26 protein-coding genes are annotated in these 25,643 nt (G+C 65.6%); 7 read left to right on the top strand and 19 right to left on the bottom strand.

What is annotated here, in order from left to right; translation table 11 throughout:
* Positions 1–23 precede the first annotated feature (23 nt).
* Entirely contained in the window at positions 24–1,232 is a 1,209-nt protein-coding gene (locus C7I55_RS00975; protein WP_106511033.1) for a M20 metallopeptidase family protein, read from the top strand.
* A 120-nt stretch (positions 1,233–1,352) separates the two neighbouring features.
* Positions 1,353–2,342 (top strand): phytanoyl-CoA dioxygenase family protein, encoded by a 990-nt coding sequence (locus C7I55_RS00970; RefSeq protein WP_158266224.1) that lies wholly within the window; start codon positions 1,353–1,355, stop codon positions 2,340–2,342.
* A 182-nt stretch (positions 2,343–2,524) separates the two neighbouring features.
* On the opposite strand, the gene C7I55_RS00965 is transcribed toward C7I55_RS00970, so the two are convergent.
* The 3 genes from C7I55_RS00965 to C7I55_RS00955 form a co-directional block, all read right to left on the bottom strand.
* Positions 2,525–3,067 (bottom strand): superoxide dismutase family protein, encoded by a 543-nt coding sequence (locus C7I55_RS00965; protein WP_106511031.1) that lies wholly within the window; start codon positions 3,065–3,067, stop codon positions 2,525–2,527.
* Between the two features lie 168 nt (positions 3,068–3,235).
* Positions 3,236–4,549 carry a UDP-glucose dehydrogenase family protein gene (locus C7I55_RS00960; RefSeq protein ID WP_106511030.1) on the bottom strand — a complete coding sequence of 438 codons (1,314 nt, stop codon included), beginning with the start codon at positions 4,547–4,549 and terminating at the stop codon, positions 3,236–3,238.
* A 233-nt stretch (positions 4,550–4,782) separates the two neighbouring features.
* The gene (locus C7I55_RS00955; RefSeq protein WP_106511029.1) at positions 4,783–5,898 is read right to left on the bottom strand and encodes an OmpA family protein; all 1,116 of its coding nucleotides are present in this window, start codon (positions 5,896–5,898) and stop codon (positions 4,783–4,785) included.
* Between the two features lie 495 nt (positions 5,899–6,393).
* On the opposite strand from C7I55_RS00955, the gene C7I55_RS00950 reads away from it, so the two are divergent.
* On the top strand, positions 6,394–6,723 hold the full coding sequence (locus C7I55_RS00950) for a hypothetical protein (RefSeq protein ID WP_106511028.1): 330 nt from the start codon (positions 6,394–6,396) through the stop codon (positions 6,721–6,723).
* Between the two features lie 152 nt (positions 6,724–6,875).
* Positions 6,876–7,529, top strand: a complete 654-nt coding sequence (locus tag C7I55_RS00945; protein ID WP_106511027.1) for a phytanoyl-CoA dioxygenase family protein — start codon at positions 6,876–6,878, stop codon at positions 7,527–7,529.
* Positions 7,530–7,602: 73 nt separating this feature from the next.
* Here the strand turns inward: C7I55_RS00945 and C7I55_RS00940 are convergent, their stop codons facing one another.
* The 4 genes from C7I55_RS00940 to C7I55_RS00925 all read right to left on the bottom strand — a co-directional run bounded on the left by C7I55_RS00940 (position 7,603) and on the right by C7I55_RS00925 (position 9,959).
* Positions 7,603–7,995, bottom strand: a complete 393-nt coding sequence (locus C7I55_RS00940) for a hypothetical protein (RefSeq protein WP_106511026.1) — start codon at positions 7,993–7,995, stop codon at positions 7,603–7,605.
* Between the two features lie 178 nt (positions 7,996–8,173).
* Positions 8,174–8,659 carry a CAP domain-containing protein gene (locus tag C7I55_RS00935; RefSeq protein WP_233221966.1) on the bottom strand — a complete coding sequence of 162 codons (486 nt, stop codon included), beginning with the start codon at positions 8,657–8,659 and terminating at the stop codon, positions 8,174–8,176.
* 136 nt (positions 8,660–8,795) lie between these two features.
* On the bottom strand, positions 8,796–9,374 hold the full coding sequence (locus tag C7I55_RS00930; protein ID WP_106511024.1) for a hypothetical protein: 579 nt from the start codon (positions 9,372–9,374) through the stop codon (positions 8,796–8,798).
* Positions 9,375–9,431: 57 nt separating this feature from the next.
* Positions 9,432–9,959 carry a bactofilin family protein gene (locus C7I55_RS00925; RefSeq protein ID WP_158266223.1) on the bottom strand — a complete coding sequence of 176 codons (528 nt, stop codon included), beginning with the start codon at positions 9,957–9,959 and terminating at the stop codon, positions 9,432–9,434.
* A 214-nt stretch (positions 9,960–10,173) separates the two neighbouring features.
* On the opposite strand from C7I55_RS00925, the gene C7I55_RS00920 reads away from it, so the two are divergent.
* The gene (locus C7I55_RS00920) at positions 10,174–10,782 is read left to right on the top strand and encodes an outer membrane protein (RefSeq protein ID WP_158266222.1); all 609 of its coding nucleotides are present in this window, start codon (positions 10,174–10,176) and stop codon (positions 10,780–10,782) included.
* A gap of 36 nt (positions 10,783–10,818) precedes the next feature.
* Here C7I55_RS00920 and C7I55_RS00915 read toward each other — a convergent pair whose 3' ends face one another.
* The 6 genes from C7I55_RS00915 to amaB all read right to left on the bottom strand — a co-directional run bounded on the left by C7I55_RS00915 (position 10,819) and on the right by amaB (position 17,772).
* Positions 10,819–12,597, bottom strand: a complete 1,779-nt coding sequence (locus C7I55_RS00915) for an SLC13 family permease (protein ID WP_106511021.1) — start codon at positions 12,595–12,597, stop codon at positions 10,819–10,821.
* A 182-nt stretch (positions 12,598–12,779) separates the two neighbouring features.
* On the bottom strand, positions 12,780–14,054 hold the full coding sequence (locus tag C7I55_RS00910; RefSeq protein WP_158266221.1) for a L,D-transpeptidase family protein: 1,275 nt from the start codon (positions 14,052–14,054) through the stop codon (positions 12,780–12,782).
* A gap of 215 nt (positions 14,055–14,269) precedes the next feature.
* Positions 14,270–14,680 carry a DUF4383 domain-containing protein gene (locus C7I55_RS00905; protein ID WP_106511019.1) on the bottom strand — a complete coding sequence of 137 codons (411 nt, stop codon included), beginning with the start codon at positions 14,678–14,680 and terminating at the stop codon, positions 14,270–14,272.
* A 65-nt stretch (positions 14,681–14,745) separates the two neighbouring features.
* Positions 14,746–15,384 carry an SGNH/GDSL hydrolase family protein gene (locus tag C7I55_RS00900; RefSeq protein WP_106511018.1) on the bottom strand — a complete coding sequence of 213 codons (639 nt, stop codon included), beginning with the start codon at positions 15,382–15,384 and terminating at the stop codon, positions 14,746–14,748.
* A 14-nt stretch (positions 15,385–15,398) separates the two neighbouring features.
* Complete coding sequence (locus tag C7I55_RS00895; RefSeq protein ID WP_106511017.1) at positions 15,399–16,256, bottom strand: ATP-grasp domain-containing protein; 858 nt, start codon at positions 16,254–16,256, stop codon at positions 15,399–15,401.
* A 4-nt stretch (positions 16,257–16,260) separates the two neighbouring features.
* Positions 16,261–17,772, bottom strand: a complete 1,512-nt coding sequence (amaB, locus tag C7I55_RS00890) for an L-piperidine-6-carboxylate dehydrogenase (protein WP_106511606.1) — start codon at positions 17,770–17,772, stop codon at positions 16,261–16,263.
* A 223-nt stretch (positions 17,773–17,995) separates the two neighbouring features.
* Between amaB and C7I55_RS00885 the strand changes: the two genes are divergently transcribed.
* Positions 17,996–18,535, top strand: a complete 540-nt coding sequence (locus C7I55_RS00885; protein WP_158266220.1) for a LytR/AlgR family response regulator transcription factor — start codon at positions 17,996–17,998, stop codon at positions 18,533–18,535.
* A gap of 3 nt (positions 18,536–18,538) precedes the next feature.
* Here the strand turns inward: C7I55_RS00885 and C7I55_RS00880 are convergent, their stop codons facing one another.
* From C7I55_RS00880 to C7I55_RS00865, 4 genes are all read right to left on the bottom strand, one after another.
* On the bottom strand, positions 18,539–20,146 hold the full coding sequence (locus C7I55_RS00880) for a nitrilase-related carbon-nitrogen hydrolase (protein ID WP_106511015.1): 1,608 nt from the start codon (positions 20,144–20,146) through the stop codon (positions 18,539–18,541).
* A 145-nt stretch (positions 20,147–20,291) separates the two neighbouring features.
* Positions 20,292–20,501, bottom strand: a complete 210-nt coding sequence (locus C7I55_RS00875) for a hypothetical protein (protein ID WP_106511014.1) — start codon at positions 20,499–20,501, stop codon at positions 20,292–20,294.
* A 57-nt stretch (positions 20,502–20,558) separates the two neighbouring features.
* Positions 20,559–20,756 (bottom strand): hypothetical protein, encoded by a 198-nt coding sequence (locus tag C7I55_RS00870; protein WP_106511013.1) that lies wholly within the window; start codon positions 20,754–20,756, stop codon positions 20,559–20,561.
* A 79-nt stretch (positions 20,757–20,835) separates the two neighbouring features.
* A complete protein-coding gene (locus tag C7I55_RS00865; protein ID WP_106511012.1) occupies positions 20,836–21,042 on the bottom strand; it encodes a cold-shock protein in 207 nt (68 codons plus the stop codon).
* Positions 21,043–21,496: 454 nt separating this feature from the next.
* On the opposite strand from C7I55_RS00865, the gene C7I55_RS00860 reads away from it, so the two are divergent.
* Positions 21,497–22,471 carry a fatty acid desaturase gene (locus tag C7I55_RS00860; protein WP_233221965.1) on the top strand — a complete coding sequence of 325 codons (975 nt, stop codon included), beginning with the start codon at positions 21,497–21,499 and terminating at the stop codon, positions 22,469–22,471.
* Positions 22,472–22,674: 203 nt separating this feature from the next.
* Here the strand turns inward: C7I55_RS00860 and C7I55_RS00855 are convergent, their stop codons facing one another.
* Positions 22,675–22,956, bottom strand: coding sequence for a hypothetical protein (locus C7I55_RS00855; RefSeq protein WP_106511011.1), 282 nt, complete (start codon positions 22,954–22,956; stop codon positions 22,675–22,677).
* Between the two features lie 280 nt (positions 22,957–23,236).
* Positions 23,237–25,612: a beta strand repeat-containing protein gene (locus C7I55_RS00850; protein ID WP_146150891.1), complete on the bottom strand. Its 2,376-nt coding sequence runs from the start codon at positions 25,610–25,612 to the stop codon at positions 23,237–23,239.
* Positions 25,613–25,643: the final 31 nt, after the last annotated feature.

Here is a 25,643-nt window from a genome sequence, read left to right as displayed (position 1 = left end):
TACCGTCGCGACCGAGGTGAATGATGAAGCCGAATGACTGGTTGGCCGTCGGTGAGGCGGAGCTCGATACCGTGATCGCCTTGCGTCGGGCGATCCACGAGGATCCCGAGCTCGGGCTCGACTGCCGGCGGACGGCCGACAAGATCAAGGCGGCACTTGCCGGCCTGCCGCTCGAGATCCGCGAAGGGCCCTCGACCAGCGGGCTGGTCGCAATTCTCCGCGGCGGCGGGGACAATGGCCGCTCCGTGCTGCTGCGCGGTGACATGGACGCGCTGGCGATGGAGGAAGCAACCGACCTGCCGTTCGCCTCGCGCAACGCCGGGATGATGCATGCCTGCGGCCACGATGCTCACACAGCGATGCTGGTCGGCGCGGCCCGCGCTTTGTCCGCCCGGCGCGAACAATTGCCGGGTGCGGTGGCTTTCATGTTCCAGCCTGGCGAAGAGGGGCATCACGGCGCTCGCTTCATGATCGAGGACGGGCTGCTCGACGACGTGGTGGCAGGCCGGCGCCCAGACGCGGCCTTTGCGATCCACATCTGGCCGACCCTGCCGCACGGCGCCGTGGCGACGCGAACCGGCCCCCTGCTCGCTTCCGCCGACATGATCGAGGCGACGATCACGGGCAAGGGCGGCCATGCCGCGATGCCGCACGACAGTCTCGATCCGATTCCGGCCGCCTGCGAGATCGTGATGGCGCTCCAGGCCCACATCGCCCGCACGGTGCCGCCGACCGATCCCGCGATCCTGTCGATCACCAAGATCAATGCCGGGACGGCGCACAACGTCATCGCCGGCAACGCCCACCTGCTCGGCACTTTGCGGACGCTTTCCCAAGAGCGCCGTCTAACGGAGCAGCAGGCATTCCGGCGGATCGTCGAGCACGTCGCGGCCGCGCATGGCATGACGGGCGAAGCGCGGATAAAGGAAGGCTATCCCGTCACGATGAACGATGTCCGGGCGATCGATCTCGTGCGCGACTGCGCCGAGACGCTCGGCGGCGGCTGGATGGAGCTTTCAGCACCGGTAATGGGCGCCGAGGACTTCGCCTATGTCCTACGCGAAATTCCAGGTGCGATGGCTCTGCTCGGCGTTGCTCCGCCGGGCAGCAATGCCGCCGCCAATCCGCCTCTTCACAACAGCCGCATGCAGGTCGACGAAGCCGTGATGGCCAAGGGTGTGGCGCTCCACTGCGCCTTTGCCGAACGTTTCCTGGCAGCAGGCTTCGCATGACCGGGCAGGTGCGCCTCCCCGGTGATGCGGCCGCCCCACTTCGCCGATGTCGCCGCTGGCATCCGATCCGCGGACATGATTGAATGCGATGGGGACGGCAGCATGGGAGAAGGAGAAATCATGGCCGGTGAGGGAGAGCATCTGCCGCAGGACATCGTGAGGCGGAAGATCCTGCGCGATCCGCAGGCGCAGCAGGATTTCTCGCGCAACGGCTTCGTCGCGATGCCGATGCTGTCCGAAGCCGAAGTCGCGGCGCTCTCGACAGCCGCTTCGGCCTTACGTCCGAACGATGCGTTCGATCCGCGCCGGCCGAACTGGCGTGCGGCCAGCTATCATTGCTCGTTCCTCGATACCAATCGGGATTACCGGCGACGCGCGTTCGAGCTCATCAGCCGGACCTTCACCGCCCACGTCGAGCAGGTGCTGCAGGATTACCGCATCATCCAGTGCAATTTCTATGTAAAGCCGGCCGGCCGGGGGAAGTTCAACCTGCATCAGAATTGGCCCCTCACCGCAAATCTCGACGAAACCAGCGTTTCGATCTGGTGCCCGCTCGTGGACGCAACCGGCCACAATGGCGGGCTCTGCGCCGTACCCGCTAGCCACAAGATCGTGCCGCACGTTCAGGGCCCGAACACGGATCCCTATTTCCAGGGCCTGGAGGAGCGGATGTGGGCGGCAGGAATGGTCGAGACCTTCTCTGTACCCGCCGGATCGGCGGTCATTTTCGACGACGGGCTCATACACGGCTCGCCCACCAATCAGGGTGAGACGCCGCGCTTTGCCGTTCAGCTGATGTGCGTGCCGGCCGAAAGCACCCCCGCTTATTATCGGGATATTGGTGGCGGACGCTTCGAGGTCGTCCGCGCAGATGTCGATTTCTGGCTGGAGAACGACATCAAGGATCTGCTCGACGGCAACGCAGATTGGGAAATGCTCGGGGTAGTCGAGGGTCGGAACCGGCAGGTCGACTTCGACGAGCTGACGGACCTTCTCACACGGAGCGACGATATCCGGCGCACCAGCATCGCTCTCCATCCCGTGGTCGATGATGTTTCGGAGCCGCCACGCTTCCTGCCGCGTTGGCTCGGCAGGAAGCGGAGCGCCTGATCCGCACCACTGCTGGAGCCGCTTGGGGGGTGGGTTGCTTCGCCTCCCCTGCAGGTGGTGCGCGTCGGACGGCGCCTTTCGCCGGATAGGCGCCGCACTTCGATTGGGTCGCGCGCCCCGCCTGTTCCGCAGTTCGCGCTCCCGTGTTGAGGTCAGTCCTTCATGCCTCGGGTCATCAGGCGTCAGCCGAGTACGCCGCAGGCGATCCGGTTACCGGAATTGCCGGAGGGATCAGTGCGATAATCGTCGGCGCTTTGATGAACCACGATCGCAGCGCCATCCTCGTCGAGCAGGGGATTGGCGCCGCCGGAGAGAGACGCACCGGCGATCACATATTCGATGCTGCCGCTGCCGTCCGCGCCGACAAGCAGGTTCGGGAGATCTCCCTTGTGGGTTCCTTGCGGATTGTCCTTGCCGTGCTGCCGGCCGGTCGGATTCCAGTGGGGACCGGCGGTCGTGAAGGCCGGTGCGTCGCATGCGCCGGTGGTGTGGACATGAACTCCGTAGGCGCCTTGCGACAAACCCGCGGCCTCGACCCGCACGCGGAGGGAGTCGCCCGCACCTTCGACGCTCGCGCGCGCCACGCCTGCCCCGCTCGGATTTCGCAATTCGGCACTCGCGGCGGGCGCCGCCGCGGACTCGCCCGGGGCGGGCCCGTCTCCGTTGTTCGTCGCACAGGCGCCCAGCGCCAGCAAAGGTAAAGCAAGCCAGAGACCTTGCTTCATAGTCGTATCTCCCTGATGGTTAGAGGCGTGAACGATCAGCCGGCGAAGCGGTTTCGACGGACGCTTGAGCCTGATCAGCTTGGGTGGAACTCACAGCTCCGACCTGAGGTGGCAATCAGGCCCTAAACCAATGGCGAGAGCGCCGCCGGACAGTCCCTGCTGCGGAGGTCAGGCACGCAGCGGCCGGCCGATCGAATAGCCTTTCAGTCCCGCCGCTTCGAGATCCTGAGGAGGATAGATGTTGCGCAGATCGACGAGAATCGGTTGCTTCATCGTACGGGCGATCCGACCGAGATCCAGCGCGCGAAGCACGTCCCACTCGGTGACCAGCACCACTGCATCGGCACCCTCGGCCGCCGCATAGGGGTTGTCGAAGAAATCGACATCGGCCATCAGCGGCCGCGCCTGCTCGATTCCCTCCGGATCGAAGCCGCGCACCCTGGCGCCGCCATCCTGAAGGGCCTGGACGATGCTGAGCGAGGGCGCGTCGCGCATGTCGTCGGTGTTGGGCTTGAAAGTGAGGCCCAGCAAGGCGACGACAGCACCGCGCGCATCCCCGCCCAGCGCCTGGATGACCTTGCGCCCCATCGCACGCTTGCGGGCGTCGTTCACCGCGACCACGGATTCGACGATGCGCAGAGGCGTTTCGGCATCCTCTGCGGTTTTCAACAGAGCCAGCGTGTCCTTCGGGAAGCAGGAACCGCCATATCCAGGCCCGGCGTGCAGGAATTTGGATCCGATACGGTTGTCGAGTCCGATCCCGCGCGACACCTGCTGAACGTCGGCCCCGACGACCTCACACAGATCGGCAATTTCGTTGATGAAGGTAATCTTGGTCGCCAGGAAGGCATTGGCCGCATATTTGGTCAGCTCGGCCGTGCGGCGGCTGGTGAAAAGCAAAGGGGCCTTGTTGAGGTAAAGGGGCCGGTAGACCTCGCGCATGATCTCGGCGGCCTCCTCATTCTCGGTGCCGACGACGATCCGGTCGGGTCGTTTGAAATCCTCGATCGCAGCGCCTTCGCGAAGGAATTCGGGATTGGAGACGACCCATGCACGGGCGTCCGGTCGCACTTCGGCGAGGATGCGCTCGACCTCGTCCCCGGTGCCGACCGGCACGGTCGACTTGGTGACGATCGCGGCGGGCCCGGTAAGTGCTTCCGCGATCTCGCGGGCAGCGCCGAATACGTAGCTCAGATCGGCGTGGCCATCGCCGCGCCGCGACGGCGTGCCGACGGCGATGAAGATCGCTTCCGCCCCATCGACTCCAGCCTTGAGATCCGTGGTGAACGACAGGCGGCCGCCGCGCACGTTGCTCGCCACCAGGCGATCGAGCCCGGGCTCATAGATCGGCATGATGCCGCGCTTCAGCGCATCGATCTTGGATTCATCCTTGTCGACGCAGACCACGTCGTGACCGAAGTCGGAAAAACAGGCTCCGGACACGAGACCGACATAGCCGGTCCCGATCATGGCGATACGCATCGACGTCCCCCAAGTGGTTGAAGTGCGGCTCGCTTAACGCAGCGCCTTTGCTCGTCACAAGGCTTTTCGCGGCGCTCGGACCGTTCCGCCGGGCGCGATCGCACGGTCATTCCGGGATCACCGGTCATGGAGCGGCGCATCGGCGCAGGCCCGCAATCGCAATAAAAAAGGAGCCGGCCCCTTGGGGACCGGCTCCAATTTTCGTGTCTTCCACCCGAAGGTGAAAGCCCTTCTTACCAGCCGGAGCCGGGTCCGAAGTTGATTTCCACGCGGCGGTTCTGCGGTTCGCGCACACCGTCGGCAGTTTCGACGAGCGGACGGCTTTCACCGAACGCTTCGCTGGTGATCGAGCCTTCCGGCACGCCACGACCGGCGAGGTAGGAGCGGACGTTCGCAGCACGGCGCTGCGACAGACCGACGTTGTACTGGTCGGAACCCGAACGATCGGCGTGACCGGCGAGAGTGACCGAAGCCGAACCGCCCTGCTGGTAGGCAGCAGCCGCGTTGTCCAGGATCGCAGCCGCCTGGGGCGTGATGTCCGCCTTATCCCAGTCGAAGAAGACCATGAACGGTCCCGGCGGAGGAGGCGGCGGCGGCGGAGGCGGCGGCGGGGGCGGAGGAGGCGGCGGCGGCGGAGGCGGCGGCGGCGGCGGCGGCGGGGGCGGCGGCGGCGCACCGAAGTTGAAGGTGATGCCGCCGAGCAGGCTGTGCGAACGGAAGCGTGCTTCCGTGTCCGCACCGTTGAACGCCACCATGCGAACGTTGTCGACGTTGAAGAACTTGTACTTCAAGGTCACGTCGATGTTGTCGCTGATCGCCTGACGAACGCCGGCGAAGACCTGCCATGCGAACTTCGAGTCGGAATCGTCCAGGAACGGCGCGCTGTTGTCGAACACGCGAGCGTTGCTGACCTTGACGCGGGCGATACCGCCACCGCCACCGACGAAGCCGCTGAGGCCATCGTCGTCGCCGAAGTCCAGCATGCCGTTCAGCATGAAGCTGAGCGCGCTGGTGCTGCCACCGGCGGAGTCACGGCTTCCCGGGAACGCCGTCGGGTTCTCGCCGGGGAGGGCGATCCGGGTGTCGAAGCTTTCGATGTCGGCCTTCTTGTAGGACACTTCGCCCTCGAGGCGGAATCCGCCGAGGTCGTAACCCACGAAGACACCGCCGTCATAGCCGTATTCATGATCGAGGGTCATGGCGTCTTCGGTAGCACCGATGTCAACGTCCATATCCTCGACGATCATCCCACCGAACTCGCCACCAACGTACCAGGCGCCATCGCGCGCAAAGGCCGGAGTTGCGAGCAAGGTCGATGAAAGCGCCACTGCGATGGCGAGCTTCCGCATAACTTTCCCCTTTCCATTACGTTCCAACGGGAACGACACTGAACCAATACGGTAAGCGGAGTTTCCGTGCAAGCACGCTTATCCCCACCCATGTTGCCGAAAAGCCGCACCGCGGAAATGCCCCGGATTGGCTCTCGTCAGACGGGCCCTCAAACGAGACGCCCGTGGGTTGGTTTCACGCCGGGAACAAATTTCTCAAACTCTGTGCGAACTGTTGCCGAAATGTCGCACAGTCCACCCCCCCTTGCAGCCCGTTCAGAGCGGAATTTACTATTCTTCAGAATTACTTGCGCTCATCTTCGACCGGCTCTTTCTCTCCCACCCCCGGCAGCGGGTCTCGTTCGCCGGGGAAGGCCTTACAAGCTTCCTCCGAAATCCGGACGGGCGCCGCATCCGTTCCGTCGTCGATCTGCCCCGGGCAAAATGACGCTTTCCTTTTTCCGGAACCTGGCTCACTCTCGGTGGCATCAGAGCCTTAAGTGATTGGAGTCGACGATGATTTCGATTACACTTGTAACCGCGCTCGCGCTTGCTGCGGCCCCGCCCACGCCGGGAGCCTCCGTACAGGCCCGAAAGGCGTACAGCGCCTGTCTGCAGAAGCTGATCAAGGCCAAGACCGAAGCCAAGCTGGACGCGAATGCGTTCGCAGCGGAAGCGAAGACAGGTTGCGCCGCAGAGGAGGCAGCCTTGGTGAAGAGCCTCGTCGATTACGACATCGCCATGGGAAGCAAGCGCGTGGACGCTGAAGACAGCGCCAAGCTTCAGGTGGAGGACTATCTGGCGGGTGCCAGCGACACTTATGCTACCTATGTCGCTCCCAATTGAGACTGGAACGGCAGACTAACAGCCCCCGATCGTCCTTCTGACCCCTTACCGAGCGACGCGATACTGCGGTTGGTTCGGGCAAGTAACGTCCCGATTGCCGCCCCAGGCGGGCTGCCCTTCCGGCCCGCTCGACGGGACGATAGAACGCGGTCATGGATCTCGATCTGCATGGCGCGGAGCGACATGGCGGCGCGTTGAACGCGCATGACCTGGACGGGCTGACTGCGTTCGTCGAGGGCGTCCTCCGCGGACGTCCCGGCGCGCGCCTGACTGAAAACGGCGGGTTTCGCGACATGCTGACGGTTCCCGATGCGGTCGCAGCGACGCGGCTTGGGCCAAAGGCGCGGCCGGTGCGCGCCATGCTGTTCGATAAGTCAGCGGCCCGGAACTGGTCGCTCGGCTGGCATCAGGATCGAACCGTCGCCGTGCAAGCGCAGGCGGAGGTTCCCGGTTACACCGCGTGGACGGTGAAGCAGGGCATCATCCATGTCGTACCGCCGGTCGCGTTGCTGCAACGCATGCTGACGATGCGGATCCACCTCGATCCGGTCGGCATCGACGCTGCCCCGCTGCTGATCGCGCCGGGTTCGCATCGCCACGGCCTCATCCCGGAGACTGCGGTCGCTGGGATGGTGACCGACGCCGGCATCGCGGCCTGCCTTGCAGATGCGGGAGACCTATGGGTCTACGCGTCGCTGATCCTGCACGCGTCGGAACGGAGCCGAGCCGATCGTCGACGCCGCGTCCTGCAGATCTTCTACAGCGCCGACGATCTGCCGCCGCCCCTCGAGTGGCTCGGCGTCTGATCGCAGCGTAACGGCGGCCGAAAGCACGGCCCTGCTGCGCCGCGCCTCGTCGTTGATGGCCCGCCCGTTCCGATCAGTCGCGGCGCTCGGCGAGCCATGTCCGGGCCTCGAGGGTGAACAGCGGAAAAAGGCTGGCGACCTGCAATCCGGCCTGCGCAAACGCCAATGGCGGTGAACCCGCGATGCTGCCCTGCCACAGGCTCACGAGGACCAGCGGCAGGCCGGCGACGCAAAGAAATGTGAGCACCCATTTGGCGGACGCCTGGCGCCCGCGCGAGACGAGCAGGGCCAGCCCGGCAAGCGTTGCAAAGGTGAGCCCGAGAAGCGTCAGCATCGCGCCGGGCCCGTGACCCTTCGCCGCCGCACGTCCGACCAGGTCCTCCCAGCCGAGCCACGCCTGGACTAGGCCGAGCCCCAGACTGGAGAGGAACAGACGCTCGAAGGTCGGAATGCTGCGTGGCCGCATCGGAACGCCCTGCCACGCAGTCCTCCGCGGCTCAACCGACCTCCGTCACGCCTTAGAGCCTGATCATCTTGGGTTGGAGCGATCCACTCCGATCTCAGGTGTGAATCAGGCTTCAAACCAAGGACGAGAGCATGATTGACGGGCAGGCTGGTTCAGCTGACCCGAATGATGCTTTGGGTCAGAACGGCCGCTCGCCTTCGACATTGCCGGCGGTAAGGTAGCGGCAGACGAGGATCTCGTTGTCCGCAGTCTCGGTGAGCGCGCAACCGACCCGGCCGGTGTCTCGCCACATTACCTGGGTATAATGGCCGACATCGTCGAGATTACCGGTTCGGCTATTGGCCGGGAAGATGCCCGGCTGATAATGCTTTTTCTCCTCGATCCACATCCCGACCATCGATTCCGGCGAATAATAGCCGCGTGTGCCAAGCCACAGATTTTCGCCCTGAGGATCGACGTCGTCCGGATCGTCCGGGGAATGCTCGATATCGTCGATCCCGGCGAGCGCGTCGCCCCATTCGCCCGCAACTGCGACCAGTGCATCATCCCACAAGAGTGGCGGCAAGCCGGCGGCGGTGCGCTCGAGATTGTGGGCGGCCAGCAGCCTGGCGTCGAGGCTGGTCAGCCGTCCGGTCGCACCGCCGAGCAACGGTGCGACAAGCATGATCGCTGCCGCCAAACCTGCCCGTCGCAATCTCGCATGCCCCTTGCCCATAGGTGGAGCATGGCGGAAAGCGGTTATGCGGCGGTTGAAGCCGGCGGTTTACGCCGGCTTCACCACGATCGGGCGGGACTCGGTCTCAGTCCTTGCCGCGAGTTTCCTGCTCGATCTGCACCGGGCTGATTCCACCGGGGGGTCGACCGGTGCCGGTGCCACCCGAGGCTCGAACACCGCCCATGCCGCCGGGAGAGCCGGCGTCGACTCCGCCGAGCCCGTTTCCGCCGCCGCCTTCGCTGCGCATCGCGCTGGCATCGCCGGTGGCCGATCCTGCACCGGTCATGCCGGCCCCGGCTGCCCGTCCGTCGTCGGCCCGGCCGCCCAGCCGGTTGGCGAGCTCCTGGCCCTGTCCTTCACCGCCGCTGGTGGCATTGTCGCCGATGGTGAGCCCGCCGGTATCGTCCTGCCCGCCGCTCGCCACGCCGGCCACCCCGGCACCGACTCCGGTTCCGGCGCCGACATCGAAGCCCCCGGTGCCCCCGGTTCCGCCGCCAGTGCCGCCACCAACGGCGCCGGCCTCGTTGCCGGACGTTTCCACGACGCCTTCGAAGCTGCCGCCGCGTGTCTCGCCAGCGAGTTCGCCGAGACTACCCTCCCGCCGGGGGCCGCCTTCGCCGCCCGTGCTCTCGGCCGGGCCGCCTCTATTCTCGTCCGAAACCATTTTCGCTCTCCTCGAACATCATCGGGAGGGCCAACGAAAGCGAGCGCGAGCGGGTTCCTACTCGGCCGCTTGGGCCTCGTGTGCAGCAGGAACCGGGCCGAACAGCTCGGCCGCCTCCGGCCTTTTTGGTGCCCCACGCCGGGAGTGCGGACGTGGCGGCATCTCGGCTGCGCCGCCGACGACATCCGGCGGCTCCGGGAGCATTCTGGAACCTTCCTCGCGCGCGGCCGCAGCGCCATGATCGGACGGCCCCTTGCGCCGTCTAAACCGGCCCTCCACCTGCGCGCCGGCGGCAATTCCGAGGCTTTCGTAGAGAACGTCGCCTGTGATCCTGGCGGACGGTTCGAGCGTCAGGGTGCCGGCCTCGACCGCACCATCGACCAGACCGCCAAGCCGCGCCTCTTCCACCAGCAGATTGCCGTGGACCGCACCGCTGCTGCCCTGGGTGAGCGTACCACATCGTATGTCGCCATTGACGATCCCGTCGACGTGCAGCCGTCCGCTGGTGACGATGTTGCCGGTGACGATCACCTCCGGCCCGATGAACGAGAAATCGCGCTCCGCCTTCGCCCCGCGTGCAAACATGCTGGCCCTCCCGAGACGATCCATCATGGCATGTTTCGATCTCGGATCAAGCGGCGGATGATCCCGCCGCCGCAACGACCCACCGCGCCCGCGACACGGTACATGTAGGCGACAGCTTTGCCGCTCTAAATCCGCAATCGCCCGGGGGCGGGTATCGCATCAAGCGGGGGGACGGCGGCGTCGGAAAGAGTTCGACGCCTCAAGGGGAATGTCCATGAAGTTCAAAATCGCACTCGCCGCCGGGACCGCCCTGCTGATCGCAGCGCCGGCCGCAGCCGCCGATTTCTCCGGCCTTCGCGCGGAGATCACGACCGGCCGTGCCAGCGACGCGGTCGAGACCGACCTCGACAACGGCACCAACCCATTCAGCCGCAAGCAGGACGACGTCTCCTTCGGGCTCGAGGCCGGCTACGATCTCGATCTCGGATCGGCCGTCGTCGGACCCTATGTCGGCGTCGATTTTCCGAACGTCGATGATTGCGACGCGGTCTTCGGCTCGGACGAATTCTGCTACAAGGCGAAGCGCAATTATGCGCTCGGCGCCCGCGCCGGATTCAAGATCGGCGGGCCGATCCTCGCCTACGGCAAGGTCGGTTATTCGAGCGGACGCTTCAAGAGCGTCTATACCGACCTTACCGATCCGAGCGCCGATCGCGAGGGCAGCGACACCCAGCGCGGAATTCATTTCGGCGGCGGCGTCGAAGTGGCGTTCGCGAGTCTCTATGCGAAGGCCGAGTATCTCCGCACCGAATATGACGAAGGCGATCTCGGTCACGACGTCGCCCGCAACCAGCTGAAGCTCGGCGTCGGCCTCCGCTTCTGATGTAGCGAGGGGCTCCGCGCTCGGAGCCCCTCCTGTTCAGCGCAGTGGCCAGACGGCGAGGATCAGCGGCACGCCGACCACCACCACCATCAGGCTGAGCGGCGCCCCAAGGCGGGCATAGTCGCTGAACCGATAGCCGCCGGGGCCCATCACGAGCGTGTTGCACTGATGGCCGATCGGCGTCAGGAAATCGCAGCCCGCGCCGACTGCAACCGCCATCAGAAAGGCTTCCGGCCGATAGCCAAGCCCGGTGGCGAAGGTCGCGGCGATCGGCGCCATCACCAGCACCGTTGCCGCATTGTTGAGGAACGGCGTCACCGCCATGGCGGTCACCAGGATGAGGCCGACCGCACCCCAGGGCGGCAGGGTCGCGGCGATCGAGGACAGCCACTGGGCGATCAGATCGGTGGCGCCGGTCGTGCGAAGGGAATCGGACACCGGGATCAGCGCCCCGATCATGATCAGGATCGGCCATTCGATCCGCTCATAGGCTTCGCGCGCAGGCAAGGCGCCGGCAAGCATGATCAGCGCCGCCGCCCCGAAGAAGGCAATCGCGACCGGCAACACACCGAACGCCGTCAGCGCCATCGCCACGGTGAGGATCCCGATCGGGATCAGGCCGCGCCGCGCCGCGCCGAGCCGCAGCGGGCGTTCCGCAAGCGGCAGGCAGCCGAGCTCGCGCAGCCGCCCCGGCAAGGTATCGAGCGGCCCCTGAAGCACGATGACGTCGCCCGGGCGCAGCACGATGTCACGCAGCCTGGAGACGATGCGCTCGCCGCGACGCGACACCGCGATCAGGTTGACCCCGTGGCGATCGTGCAGGGCCATGCGCCCTGCGGCTTGACCTGCGAGCACGGAATCGCCGCCGACCACCGCTTCGATCACTCCGACATTGGCGGTGCCTGCCGTTGCGGCGGCCTGGCGATGTTGCCCTTCCAGCTCTAGGCCGGCGGCGGAAATCGCGCGTTCGAGCGCGTCGGGGTCGCCTTTCAGGGTGAGGACGTCCCCTGCCCCGATCAGCGCATCGGGAAGCGGCATGGCGCTACGCCCGTCATAGCGATGAATCCCGGTCACGGCGATCTCGCCTTCGACCATGTCGCGAAACTGCGCCACGGTGAGGCCCTCGGCCGGTGAGCGCGCAGGGACCTCGGCCTCGGTCGCATAATCCTCGATATCGAGCGCCTCGCCCATCGTCGGCGCGGCCCGGCGCCCGGCCGGTAACAACCGATAGCCGAAGCGCAGGAAGAGGAAACCCGCGGCGGCGAGACCGAGTCCGACCGGGGTGTAGTCGAACATACCGAAAGGCTGCCCCGTCATCTCTTCGCGCACGCGGCTGACGATGATGTTGGGCGACGTGCCGACGAGCGTGATCAGGCCGCCGAGCAGCGATCCGAACGCCATCGGCATCAGCATGCACGACGGCGAACTGTTCGACTTTTTCGCCATCTGGAACGCCGCAGGCATCATCATCGCCAACGCGCCGATATTCTTGACCAACGCCGACAGGATGGTGACCGATCCGACAAGCAGGCTGAGCTGGGTGCCGAACCGGGTCGTGCCGCCGGCCAGCTTCGACAGCACCATCTCGATCACGCCGGAACGCTCGACCGCGGCCGAGATGACGAGCGCGGAGGCGACGATCACGACGATGTCGTCCGAAAAGCCGGTAAACGCTTCCTTGGGCGTGACGATGCCGACGGCAAGGCAGGTGAGCAAAGCCAGGATGGCGACCAGATCGAAGCGGATCCGCCCCCAGACGAAGAGCAGCATCATCCCCGCGAGGACCGCGAAGGCGAGCATTTGGGGGGTGGTCATGGAAGGCTTTCAGGTATGCGAGGAAATCCGGTAACGCCGCAATGTCGCCGTGGGTCCAACTTCCGGTTGCTTTTCAGGTATATAGTGGCGCTTGACAGCCCGCCCCCTACGTCCTGTGCCAAAAGAAAAAGGGCGCGGCCCGCACGCGAGCCACGCCCTTCGTTGTCGCTCGGAAGAGCGGGTCAGTTCGACGCGAGCGACGCTGCGGTGGGCCGATCGTTCAAGGCCGCGAGCACCTTGGCATCACGCGTGTACATGTCGTCGTAGCGGGCGAGATCGCCCTCGTCGGTCGCGGCAACCGAGAAATAAACGATATAGACCGGGATCGGCGTGGCGACATTGGCCTGCACCGTCTTGCCGGACTTTACGGTCGCGGCGACCTTGTCACGGCTCCAGTCGGTGCCGTCGAGCAGAGTCGCGGCAAAGCCGACCGCGTCCTCGGTGCGGATGCAACCATGGCTGTAGGCGCGAGCCTGCTTGTTGAAGAGGTTCTTCGCGTTGGTGTCGTGGAGGTAGATTGCGTGCGGGTTGCCCATCACCAATTTCACCCGGCCGAGCGCGTTCGATGGTCCCGGAGGCTGGCGATAGCGCACGCCCCCGCCCGGAAGCTTCACCGAGACATAGCCCTTCTTGCCGCTGACCTCGCGCGAGATGCTGGTCGGCACCTCCCACCAGGGATTGAAGATCGCGCCCGTGATCGTCGCATTGAGCGACGGGGTCGGCGTCTTGATCGCACCGGCGACGGCGCGGCGGCGATCGAGCGTGCGGCCACCCTCGACCAGCGCCACAGTATAGGCCGGGACGTTGACGATCACATATTTCTGCCCGAGATCCCGCGGCAGCCAGCGCCAGCGATCGAGATTGGTGCGGATCTTGTCGCGCGCCAAGCCTTCGTTCTTGGCGAGCGCGGCCTTGAGCGCGGCATATTGCGGATGCGTCGGAAGCAGCGACCGGAGCGTGTCGCTCACCGTCTCGCCGGCGGTGGCGCGGGTAAGCAGATTCTGCTGATCGTAAACCGTCCAGCTGTCGTCCTGCACGAACCAGTCGATCCGGGCGGCACCGCGCACATGGCCGAACATCAGGTCACCGGCGACCTTGAGGAACGTGTCGGTCGCGATTGCGCTGAGATCGTCGCTCTTGTCGTCGATCGCGCGGCGCAGACGATCGGGATTGTAATCGGAGGGATCCAGGCCTTCCGCATCGATGCCGTCGACGAAGGCGAGCAGTTCCTCGGCCTGCTTGCGCTTCCACTCGGCCGCAAGCACCGGCGCCGGCAAGGGCACCGCCGTCGGCGCAGCCGGGGCGGCTGCCCCGGGGGTCGTTGCCACCGGGGTGGCGGCGGTGCGCGCGGGCGTCGCCGTCCTGGGCAGTGCAGTGCCCGGAGTAGGGGCGGTCTGGGCAATGCCGGCGGCAGCCGTCGACAACAGGACAAGCGGCAAGCAGATACTGCGATACATGGGCCATTTCCCTAATAGCGATGGACGGCCGCACATCTGATGGCGGCACCGCGTCCCCTCGGCCAGTGTCCTTTACCCTGAGCGGCCTTCGTCATCAAGAACCGAACAGGCGTTGAAAAACAAAAATAAATCGGCCCGCATCATGACAGTTCGGGCAGATATTCATACTTTGCTCAGCGTCAGGTGGGTCCCGCACGATCGGCTTTCAACCCGCATCAATCCGTAGCGACGTCACACCGGACGAAGCCGAAATAGGTCGCGATCGCGGCGAGCAGCAGGTGCAGAACCACGTCCGCTCCATAGAGCGGAACCAGGCCAAAGGTGGTGTGCAGGCCCGGGACCAGGCCCATCACCGTGAACAGGGCGTAGATGATCGCCACCGCCTTGCCATAGGTGCGTGCGCCGCCGAGGCTCCGCGCGGCGGCAAGGCCCCACAGGCCGAAGATCAGGTGCACGATGTTGTGGAGCGTGTTGACCGGAAACAGTCCGAGTTCGTGGCCATAACCGTGCACGACGCTGAGATCGCGATCCGGGCTCGCGGCCGTGGTGAGGCCCGGGATGAACCCGCCGACCCCGACGATCAGGAATATGACACCGAAGACGCGAGCGAAAGTCCGGATGTTCATCGGACGATCTCCCTGTGAAACCACGCAGATGGGCGGCGCACCCGGTTACCCGCGCCACGACCTCCTCATTCGCCGGAGACGATCACCCAAGAGCGACCGTTCGGCTGCGAAGTTCCGGCGGCAAAGCGGGCGATTGCCGCGGCAATCTTCTCGCCTCCGGCAACCGAAGGCTCGATCGGGTTGGCATAGTCCTCGTCACGGTCGCAGATCAGGCGCAAGTCGATCAGCGTCGCCCCGCGCGAGAAGACGGTGCGGGTGATGACGTCGTTGAAGATTGCGAGGGCGGTGCGGATGATCCGCTGGTCCGGCGCCGACGGCGGCGTGTCGTAGATGGTGCAGAAGGCGGTCGGCAGGCCATGGGCGATCACGGCGTCCACCATCGTCGCATAGTCGGCCGCAAAGCGGCTCTGTGCCGCCTCCAGCATCGACACGGCTTCGCCGACGCTGGCGACGCTTTGGCCGAGGATGTGCGACGCGCCCAGAGCATCGTTACCTCCGGCGCTGACCACCAGATGTCCGGCGTCTGCGGGCAGCCGGGAAAGCTGCGTCAGCACCCCGCGCGTCACCGCGCCATCGATCGCGAGCAGGCTCGACTTCGCGGAGAAAGGAAGCTTCGCCCGAACCTGCTTCACGACGTCGGGTCCACCCGGGACGTAGGCCGCGTTGTCGAAAATCGAATCGCCCAGAAGAATGACGTGGCTCATGGCGCCACAAGGGCTCAGCCGCCGATCAGTTCCGTCGCGGCAACCGCAAACGCGGCCCCCTTTGCCGGATCGTAGCCGAGATACAGATCCGGCTCGATCAACTCGATCTCGATCAGCATCGGCCCGGAGGGACCGTGGACGAGATCGACACGCGCGTAGAGCAACGGTTCTTCGATCTGCGCGAGCACCCGTTCGGCGACGGCGCGCTCGTCCCGTGTCGGCACGTGGGCGGTGATGATCCCGTCATATTCCGGCTGGACCCGAAAGTCCCCCGGCTGCGGCCGCTTGGCAATGGCATGGCTGAAGCGCCCGCCGAAATAGAGGATCGAGACTTCGCCCTCGCTCTCGATCTGCGCGAGATAGGGCTGGATCATCGCGGGGCCGCTGGGGCCGCCGGTCAGCGGATCCCCCGGCGACCAGCGGATCGTTTCCCACGCGCCTGCCGAGATTCGCGGCTTTGCCACCAACCGATCCGTGCCGAATATGCGCGCCGTCTCCTCCAGCAACGCGGCATCGATCCGCTCGGCATAGACGGTGGGCACCACCGGTACGCCGCGCTCGCCGAGCCGTCCGAGATACGCTTTGTCGGAGTTCCAGATCAGCACCGAGGCCGGGTTGTGCAGCCGAACTCCGGCGGCCGCCCAGGTCCGAACGGCGTCGACCCAGCGTTCGTGCGCGCGCGGATATCCCCAGGCGAGCAGCGGCAGGACCAGATCGAAGCCGGTGAGATCACCAGGATCGGTCCAGACTCGCTGCTCGACGGCGAAACCGGCGGCGCGGAGCGGCGCCGCATTGATCTCGACGACGTTCGCCCAGCGCACTTCGTGGTGGAGGTCGGCCGGATCGGGCGTGAGGATGGCGAGGCGCGGCATCGGCTCAGGGCATGTTGAAATTGATGCCCTGCGCAAGCGGCAGGTCGCGGCTGTAGTTGATCGTGTTGGTGGCGCGGCGCATGTAGGTCCGCCACGCGTCGGAGCCACTTTCACGCCCGCCACCGGTTTCCTTCTCGCCGCCGAACGCACCGCCGATCTCAGCGCCGGACGGCCCGATATTGACGTTGACGATGCCGCAGTCCGAGCCCGCCGCCGAGAGGAAGGTCTCCGCCTCACGAATGTCGTTGGTGAAGATCGACGAAGCAAGGCCCTGGGGCGCGTCGTTATGCGCGGCGATCGCCTCGTCCAGCGCGGCATAGCGCATCACATAAAGGATCGGCGCGAAGGTTTCGGTGAGCGTCACCGGCGTCTGTCCCGGCATCTCGACGATTGCCGGCCGCACGTAATAGGCGCCATCCGATAGTTCGGCGTGCAGCCGCTCGCCGCCTTGCACCGTCCCGCCTTCGTCGCGCGCGCGGCCGAGCGCCGCCTGCATCGCCTCGAACGATCCTCGGTCGATCAGCGGCCCCACCAGTGTGCCCTCCTCGAGCGGATTGCCGACCGCGACGCTCGCCCAGATCTGTCGCAGCCGTGGCACCAGCCGATCGTAGACGTCCCCGTGCACGAACAGCCGCCGCAAGGTCGTGCAGCGCTGGCCGGCGGTGCCTACGGCGGCGAAGGTGATCGCGCGCTCGGCGAGCGCGAGGTCGGCCGTAGGAGCGACCACCATGCCGTTATTGCCGCCGAGCTCGAGCAGGGTGCGGCCGAACCGCTCCGCCACCCGCGGCGCCACCTCGCGCCCCATCCGCGTCGAGCCGGTCGCCGACAGCAAGGCGACCTTGGCATGATCTACCAGAGCAACGCCACTCTCGCGCCCCCCCTGCACCACCTGGCTGAGATCGGCCGGCGCGTCGCCGAAGCGCGCGACGGCGCGCTCGAACAGGGCCTGGACGGCGACGGCGGTGAGCGGCGTCTTCTCGGACGGCTTCCACACCACCGCGTCTCCGCAGACGAAGGCGAGGCAGGCATTCCACGCCCAGACCGCCACCGGGAAATTGAAGGCCGAGATGACTCCGACGACGCCGAGCGGATGCCAGGTCTCCATCATCCGGTGCCCCGGCCGTTCGGTGGCGATGGTGAGGCCGTAAAGCTGGCGCGACAGGCCGACGGCGAAATCGCAGATGTCGATCATCTCCTGGACCTCTCCGAGCCCCTCCTGGAGGATCTTCCCCGTCTCCAGACTGACGAGGTGTCCGAGCGCCTCCTTCTCCTCGCGCAGCACGACTCCGAACAGACGGACGAGTTCGCCGCGCCGCGGCGGCGGAACGCTGCGCCAGGCGAGATAGGCAACGTGCGCCCGCTCGACCGCTGCATCGACATCCGCCGCCGAGGCGGTGCGCACCGAACCGATCCTGGCCCCGTCGATCGGCGAGCAGGAGTCGAGATCCCCGCCGGGCGCATCGATCCGCAGGCGAGCGAACAGGGATGCGGCTTCGGCGGCGGAATGAAAGGTCACGAGATGCTCCGAAAAAGATCGCGCCGCCTGTATCAGCGGCCGCGCAGACCTGTCGAGCGGCCGCGGGAGGAGCAGCAACGCCGCGATCGGCACGCCTCCGCAACGGCTTGGCCCGCATTTCGTCTCTCTCACCGCAAAAGCCCGTCATCGCAGTCGCTTCTCGCCAGCAAAGGCGCAAAGCTTCGACAAAGACGTAAGCGCTTGCTTTCCGGGGAGGATATCGGTGCTGAAGCTCATCGTCGTCGAGGACGAGCGTCAACTCGCTCTGACCCTCAAGCAGTTGGTCGAACTGAACCCGCGCTACCAAGTTGCCGCAATGGCGGACGATCTCCCGAGCGCCCTTGCTGCCGCCGAACAGCATCGTCCGGATCTTGCCCTTGTCGACCTTCAGCTCGCCAATTGCTGCAGCGGCTTCAACGTCGCATCCAAGCTCCACGATTTGGGCGTGCTGTGCCTGTTCGTCACCGGCACCGTGCCGAGCTTCCCACTGCCCGATCTCGCCATCGGCTGCCTCGCCAAGCCGTTCCGCGAGGACGATCTCGTCCGTGCGCTCGCCGAAGCCGAGGATGTCGTGCGCGGCCGCAAGAAGCTCGTCCTGCGCGAAAGCCTGCCTCCCAAGCTCCAGCTCTATACCCAGAAGCCGGTCGCTCGCGCGGTTCCGGATTGGACCGCGACGGCACCACCCCGCGCCTCCTGGCGCGCCCGCCTTATGAACCGCCTGCGCCGCCCTGCCCACCTGCACGGCGCGGACGGCTTTCACTGACCGTCAGCCGCCGCCGGGTGCCTTGAGCCGATTGGGCGGAGTCTGCGAGGCGGTCTTGTCGTCCGGAAGGCCGCGCTTCCAGTCGATCCGGTAAAGATCGAACCGGCGATCCGCCAGGTTGCGCACGGTCCCTTCTGCGCGCGCCCAGGTAAGATCGGCGAGATTGACGTCGGCGATGGTCAGCGTCTCGATATTTTCGGTCGCTTCCGCTGCGATGCCGTCCCGTGCGAACGGAAAGTCGCAGGGCGTGAGGATGCAGGATTGCGCATATTGCACGTCCATATTGTCGACCCCGGGAAGGTTTCCGACGTTACCGGACAGGACGACGAAACATTGATTTTCGATCGCGCGCGCCTGGGCGCAATAGCGCACGCGCATATAGCCCTGGCGGTTGTCCGTGCAGAACGGAACGAAGATGATCCGGGCTCCCTCGTCCACCAGACGACGGGCGAGTTCGGGGAACTCGCTGTCGTAGCAGATGAGCACGCCGACCGGACCGATGTCGGTCTGAATCACGTCGACCGAGCTGCCGCCCTTGATCTTCCACCAATAGGCCTCGTTGGGGGTCGGGTGTATCTTCTCCTGGGCGTGGACCGATCCGTCGCGCAGGCAGACATAGGCGACGTTCTGGACGCTGCCGTCGGCAATGCGGGTCGGATGCGAGCCGCCGACGATGTTGATGTTGTAGCGCAACGCCATGCGGGACAGCTCGGAAACGATCGGCTCGCGATGGGCGGTCATGCGATCGATCGCTTGGATCGGCGACAGCGTCTCGGTTTCGAACGAGAGCAGCGACATCGTGAACAATTCGGGGAAGACGACGAAATCGGCGCGGTAGTCGGCTGCGACGTCGACGAAATATTCCACGTTCTGGACGAACTCCGCGAAATCCTTGACCGCGCGCGCCTGGAGCTGGACTGTCGCCAGGCGGACGCTCTCGACACCTCGCGGCACCCTGAAGGCCGCTGGCTCGTCCGGATCGACGTAGGGATTGCGCCAGACCATCTGCGCCGCATAGCCTTCCGAGGCCTTGTCGAACGGGAGGTAATTCGGGATCACACCGATCGGAGTGAAACCGTTGGCAAGCTGGAAGCCGATGACCTGATCGCGAAACTTGCCCTCGCGCACGCCGGCCAGATAGGCGTCGGGGCCGTCGACCTTGGACTTGACCCGCGCATAGCCGGGCATGCGGCCGCCGAAGACGATGCCGCGCAGCTCCAGCCGTTCGGCAAGCGCGCGACGGGCTTCGTAAAGGCGCTTGCCGATGCGCAGGCCACGCTTGCGATCGTCAACCGCCATCTCGATGCCGTAAAGCCAGTCGCCGGTCGCATCGTGACGGCTGCCGAAGCCATTTCCGGTGATCGTCGCCCAATCGTGCGGCGCAAGGGCGATCGCCTCGTCGATCCGGGACGACGCGCAATAGCCGACGATCGCGCCTTCGAAGACCGCGACGAACTGCCCGTCCGGGAAGTTGTTGATCTGGCCGAGAATCTGGCCGCTATTGTAATTGCCCATGCCGGGATAGGCACGCTCGATCAGCGTCAGGATGCCGGGAACGTCCGCGGCCACGGGGTTGCGCACTTCGAGCGTCGCGGGACTGTTTTTCTGCATCTCGGCGTTCCTGTGTCGACCGCGGCGGTGGACCGCATGCCGGGCCGTGGGCCATTCTCAAACGTGCAAGGCAAGCAGAAACCGCGCCGTAAAGGCGCCGCCGCAGTCGTGCCGCGGGGGACTCAGGCCCCGACGCCGCGGGCCGTCACTTGATCGCGAACTGCCCGGCTTCGGCGCCGAAATGCTCCTTGGCATGGGTACGGGCCGCGGTCGCGGTCTTGAACGTCTCGGGCTGGAGCGTGGACGTCACAAGCGGGTAGTTCTGCGAGTTGTAACGTGTCTCGCGGATGGTCAGACGGACATGGCCGTCCTCGTCCTTGCCGATCAGATAGGGGCGCATTGGGGTTCTGGACATGGGGATTCCTTGGCTGGATATTGCTGCTGGCGGCTGCCTGAGAGCGGCCGGGCTGCGTCAGGCAACTCGCGCGTTCGCCTTTTCGACGATCAGCTCTGCGCGCATCTTGTCGCCACGCTCACTGCGTGCAGCCATTTCGGTCCAACGCGCTTCGGCCTGGAGCCAGCGCTTGCGAACATTGTCGAGCGTTGCCGCACCGGCCGATGCGCGCGCTTCGCGGGCGCGTTCCAGGTAGAATTCGTGCTGTGTCGACATGCTGGCTCCTATCGCAAAAAAAGGCGGATGCCGGTGGCACCCGCCCAATGTTGTTCTCCGCCGAAGCGGAGACCGCGGTTCAGGCGGACTGCAGGTTGACCGCGCTGGTCTTGCCGCGACGATCATTCTCCAGCTCGTAGGAGACGCGCTGCTCCTTCTCGAGCGTGTGCATCCCGGCGGCTTCCACCGCGCTGATGTGCACGAATGCATCGTTGCCGCCGGCTTCATTCGTGATGAAGCCATAGCCCTTGGCGCTGTCGAAAAATTTCACGGTGCCGATCGGCATAAGCAATTCCTTCTTGAATATAAGGGCCGACGATCGGCCCTCTGGCGCTAAGAGAAGCGAGAGAAGGAAATGGCAGCCGCAAAGCTCCGAAGACCGTCAATTTGCGACTGTAGCAACCCCGATATAGCCGCTCGGCGCCAGATTACCAGTGGCAACATTCTCGAATCTGGGTCTACACCGCAGAATCTTGGGAGAAACTTCGGCAGCGAGGCGTTTCATCTGTCCATTGCGGGCCGGCAGTCGGTCAGACGAGGGCCGACGGAAGCTCTCTGAAGCAACTCTGCCCGCGATGGCAAGCTCCCGTTCAACTTCCATGGTGTCTTGCCGCAACGCCCGCTACGGCGATCCCATGCAGCCTCTGCTCTCCCGCAGCGTTCTCCATTCTCACCTTCGATTCGAAAGCCCCTCCTTGCACGCACCGCTCCCCCGCTCCTCCGAAGTAGATCCTCGCGCGTTGCTGAAGGAGGTCGCCCCGTTCCGGCAGCCCCAACAGGGCCGCAGCCTCTTCGAACTCGCCGTGACCGCGGCTCCGTTCGCGGCTCTCTGGCTGCTGACCTGGGTTGCGCTGGAGGCAGGGCTGATGATCGGGCTCCTGCTGGCGGTGCCGGCCGGCGCTTTCCTGCTCCGGCTTTTCCTGATCCAGCACGATTGCGGTCATGGTGCCTTCTTCCGACAGCAGAGGAGCAATGACTGGGTGGGCCGCACCCTCGGCGTGCTGACCTTGACCCCCTATGAGTATTGGCGTCGATCGCACGCCATCCATCACGCCAATACCAGCAACCTCGACGCGCGCGGCGTCGGCGACGTCGATACACTTACCGTGGCTGAATTTCATGCCCTGAGCCCGGCGCGTCGCTTTCTCTACCGCCTGTACCGGCACCCGATCGTCCTGTTCGGAGTGGGACCCGCCTATCTTTTCCTGCTTCGCCACCGCTTGCCGATCGGGATGATGCGCAAGGGATGGCGGCCGTGGCTGAGCGCGATGGGAACGAACGCGGCCATCGCCGCAGTGGCGGGCGTGCTGATCTGGGCGATCGGCATCAAGCTGTTCCTCCTCGTCCACCTTCCCATCACCCTGGTCGCCGCCTCGCTCGGCGTGTGGTTCTTCTACGTGCAGCATCAGTTCGAGCACACGCATTGGGAGTCGGGTGACGACTGGTCGTTCCACGCCGCCGCGTTGCACGGCAGCTCGCATTACGATCTGCCGCCGGTGCTGCGCTGGCTGACCGCCAATGTCGGCGTTCACCATGTCCACCATCTTGCCGGCCGCATCCCCTTCTACCGGCTGCCGGAAGTCCTGCGCGAGGTTCCGGCGCTCGCCGCGATGAGCCGCGTGACGATCCGCGAGAGCTTCCACGCAGTTCGTCTGGTGCTTTGGGACGAGCAGAAGCGGCGCCTGGTCACCTTCGCCGACGCCCGCGCCGGCTGACTGCAGCTATTCATTGACGCCGCGTGCGATTGGGCAGCTCCCGGGTCATTGACCGGGCGGTCCCATCCCCCGGACACAGCATGATCTTACATCAGCTGCCGCAATTGCGGCGGGAGATGTCGCGAATGACCTTAAGCCGCCGCCCTACCACGCCGTCCGCCTTCCTGGCGCCCGACTCGATAGAAAGGCGCGAAGCGAGAAGGTCAGCCCCGTGGGCCGAGGGGCCGATTGCGACCGGATGTTGATGAGAGAGGCGTGCGCCGGCGCACGACGCGACTTCGGAAAGCCTCCCGTGCGGCGATCAAGTGGGTGAGATCGACGCCGATGCCGCGCAGGACTTCCGGCGACACCACGGTCTGCCATTCGCTGGTGCATGCACCGTCCCGGATTTTCGACACGGCCCAAAGCTGCGGGCCGAGAGGGCGTACGAACAGGTGATCGAGCCGCCCGTCCGGATAGTCGACCAAGTCCGCAAGCTTGTACATGTCGTACTCCCAAGGTCGGCGGCATAGTCACCGATCCCGAAACGGATGGCAATTCGCCTGCAAGCAGAATGGTCCGAAATGGCGGACAAATTCGGTCCCCTTTCCTGCCGCGCAGTCGAAGCCGTTAGCACGGGCCCCGGCCCCGCGCGCCACAGAGAAAAATGCCGGATGATGATCGGCCGCCGGCGGGCGATCATCATCCGGCATTGTGCATCGGGTCGTCGCAGCCGCTCTTCCGAAGGCGGCCGAGGACCGGCCCCGAGGCCGGTCCTTGTCCGCCTCAGAAGAAGATCTGCGCGGCGATGGTCTCGGCGCTGCTCGCCGTCGACAGTTCGAGCCGGAAGTCGGCAACTCCGTCGCCGCTCGTGTCGCCTTCAAGGACCCAAAGGCCGGGCGTCGACTGGAAGGCTCGAAGTTCGCCCGCCAGGCCCGAGAAGGCGGAGCCGCCGACGAATGAGAACGCATCGTCGGTGCCGGTGAGCGGGTTGGCGTCGATCCCGGCGAGATCGATCCGGTCCGCTGCGGTCAGATCGAGGATTCGATCGGACGCGCTCACGCTCGAATGGCTCACCGCACGATAAACGAACCGATCGATGCCGCCGCCCCCGGTGATCATGTCGCCACCACCGCCAGCCATGATCCAGTCGAAGCCGGAGCCACCGACGATCGTGTCCGCGCCCGCCCCGGAAACGATGTTGAAGTTGCCGTTGGTCTCCGCGGCCGCGTTGAACGACAACGTCTCGTTCGCCTGCAGGCCTCCACCGAGGACCATCAGGCTCGCCCCCGCTGCGACGTTCGCATCCACGGTCGTGAGCGCATAGCTCGTTGGAGCCGTGTCGGGGACGGTACCGCCAGTTACGACGCTCAGGCGCTCGATCCCGACCAGCGAGTGGGCGGCGAACACCAGATTGTAATTGCCGATCAGCCCGACCGTGTCGGAGCCCGCACCGCCGTCCGTCCGATCGGCGGCCGTCATCTCGGTTCCGTACCAGATATAATCGTTGCCGCCGCCTGCGGTGACGCTGTCGTCCCCGCCGCCGTCGAACAGCACCATGTCCGCACCGGCACCGAGCTGGACGACATTGTCGCCGGCATTGTCCCGGATCGCTTGCCCGGTCTGACTTGTCCCGGTGAGCTTCTCGACATATTCCGGGATCAGATAGAAGGACTGGTCCGGTCGATGGCCGAGCGAGGTGCGAACCTCGTCGGTGCCGCCGTCGATGGTCTCGACGACGATGTCGGAATAATTGTCGACCAGGTAGATGTCGTCCTGCGACGTGCCGAGCGAGGTCTCTCCCGGCGCCGGCGGAGTGGGCCCGGCGACCACTTGCGGTAGCCCCTGGCCGGCGAAGGTGATGCTGTGGGTTCCGTTCGACAGGGTGGTGATGCCGTTCACCGTGCTGAACAGATAGGTCGAGACGTCGGCGCCCACAGGGAGCTCGATGACGTCCACGGGCCGCAACGTCCCCACGATCACATCATTGCCGCCACCGGAGCGGAATACGATGCGATGCGCCGACTCGAGGGTCGAGATATCGATCGTGTTGTCGCCCTCGTCGCCGTTGATGGTGATCGTGTTGAAGTTGAGGCTGGTCCCGTTGAAATTGCCGATGATCTGGATCGTGTCGCCGGCAACCGGCCCGCCCCCGCCGGGCGCGGTGACGTTCAGCGTATTGATGTAGAGCTCCTCGATATTGTCGAGCTCGGCGATGATCGCGGCATTGTTGGTGCCGTTGCGGGTGATCACGACTTCCGTGCTGGCTGCCAACCCGGTCATCCCGGCCGCGACCGCCGCCGCACGGGTGTAGATTCGGAACGCCTCCACGCCAGCTGCCCCGACGACTGCAAAGGTGTCGATGCCGGCACCACCGTCGATACTGTCTCTTCCGCCGGATGCTGCGTCCTGGATCACGATGTCGGCGCCGCCTGCGCCATTCACCACGTCGTTGCCGCCGAAGCCGAGAAGGAGATCGTTTGCGGCGGCGCCATTGAGCGTGTTGCCGCCGGCAGTGCCGAGGCGCAGCACCAGCGACTGGGCGCCGAAACGGAGCTGTTCGATGCCGTTCAACGTGTCGGCGCCGTCCGTACCGACACCATCGGTGACGACCAAATTCGTCCCGGAAAGCGAGAAGCGGTAGTTCGCCAGCGGACCGGAGAAGATTGCGACATCGTCGGCGGCGCCACCGTTCAGGGCATCGTTGCCGGTACCGCCGTTCAGCTGATCCATGCCGCCGTTGCCGTTCAGCACGTCGTCGCCGGCATTGCCGTTCAACGTGTCGTTGCCGCCGATGAAGAACGGGGTCACCCCGTCGGCAATGTCATTTCCGGCCGTGCCGTTGAACGTATTGTTGGTGAGCGGAACGCCGTCCCAATCGACGCCGGTTGGACCGGTCCCCGCCGACGTCAGCGTTTCGAGCGTCCCGTTGCCGTCGGTGAAGCGGACCTGGACCCGCAAGCGGAGCCCGGCCTGATCGCCGAACGAGGTCAAGGCATTGTTGTCGGGCGTGAAGGTCGCGCCGGTTCCCCCGGCGATATTCGCCCAGGTCACCCCGTCGGCCGACGATTGCCACTGGTAGCTGAAGGCGCCCAGCCCGTCCGGGTCGGCGATCGAGGCAAGGTTGAGCGTCAGCGTCTGACCCTCGGTGGGTGTCAACAATCTCTCCGCCTGCAGAGGCGGGAAGGTCCAC

The organism is Allosphingosinicella deserti (assembly GCF_003012735.1).
Classification (GTDB): domain Bacteria; phylum Pseudomonadota; class Alphaproteobacteria; order Sphingomonadales; family Sphingomonadaceae; genus Allosphingosinicella; species Allosphingosinicella deserti.
This window is presented reverse-complemented; position numbering and strand designations above follow the sequence as displayed.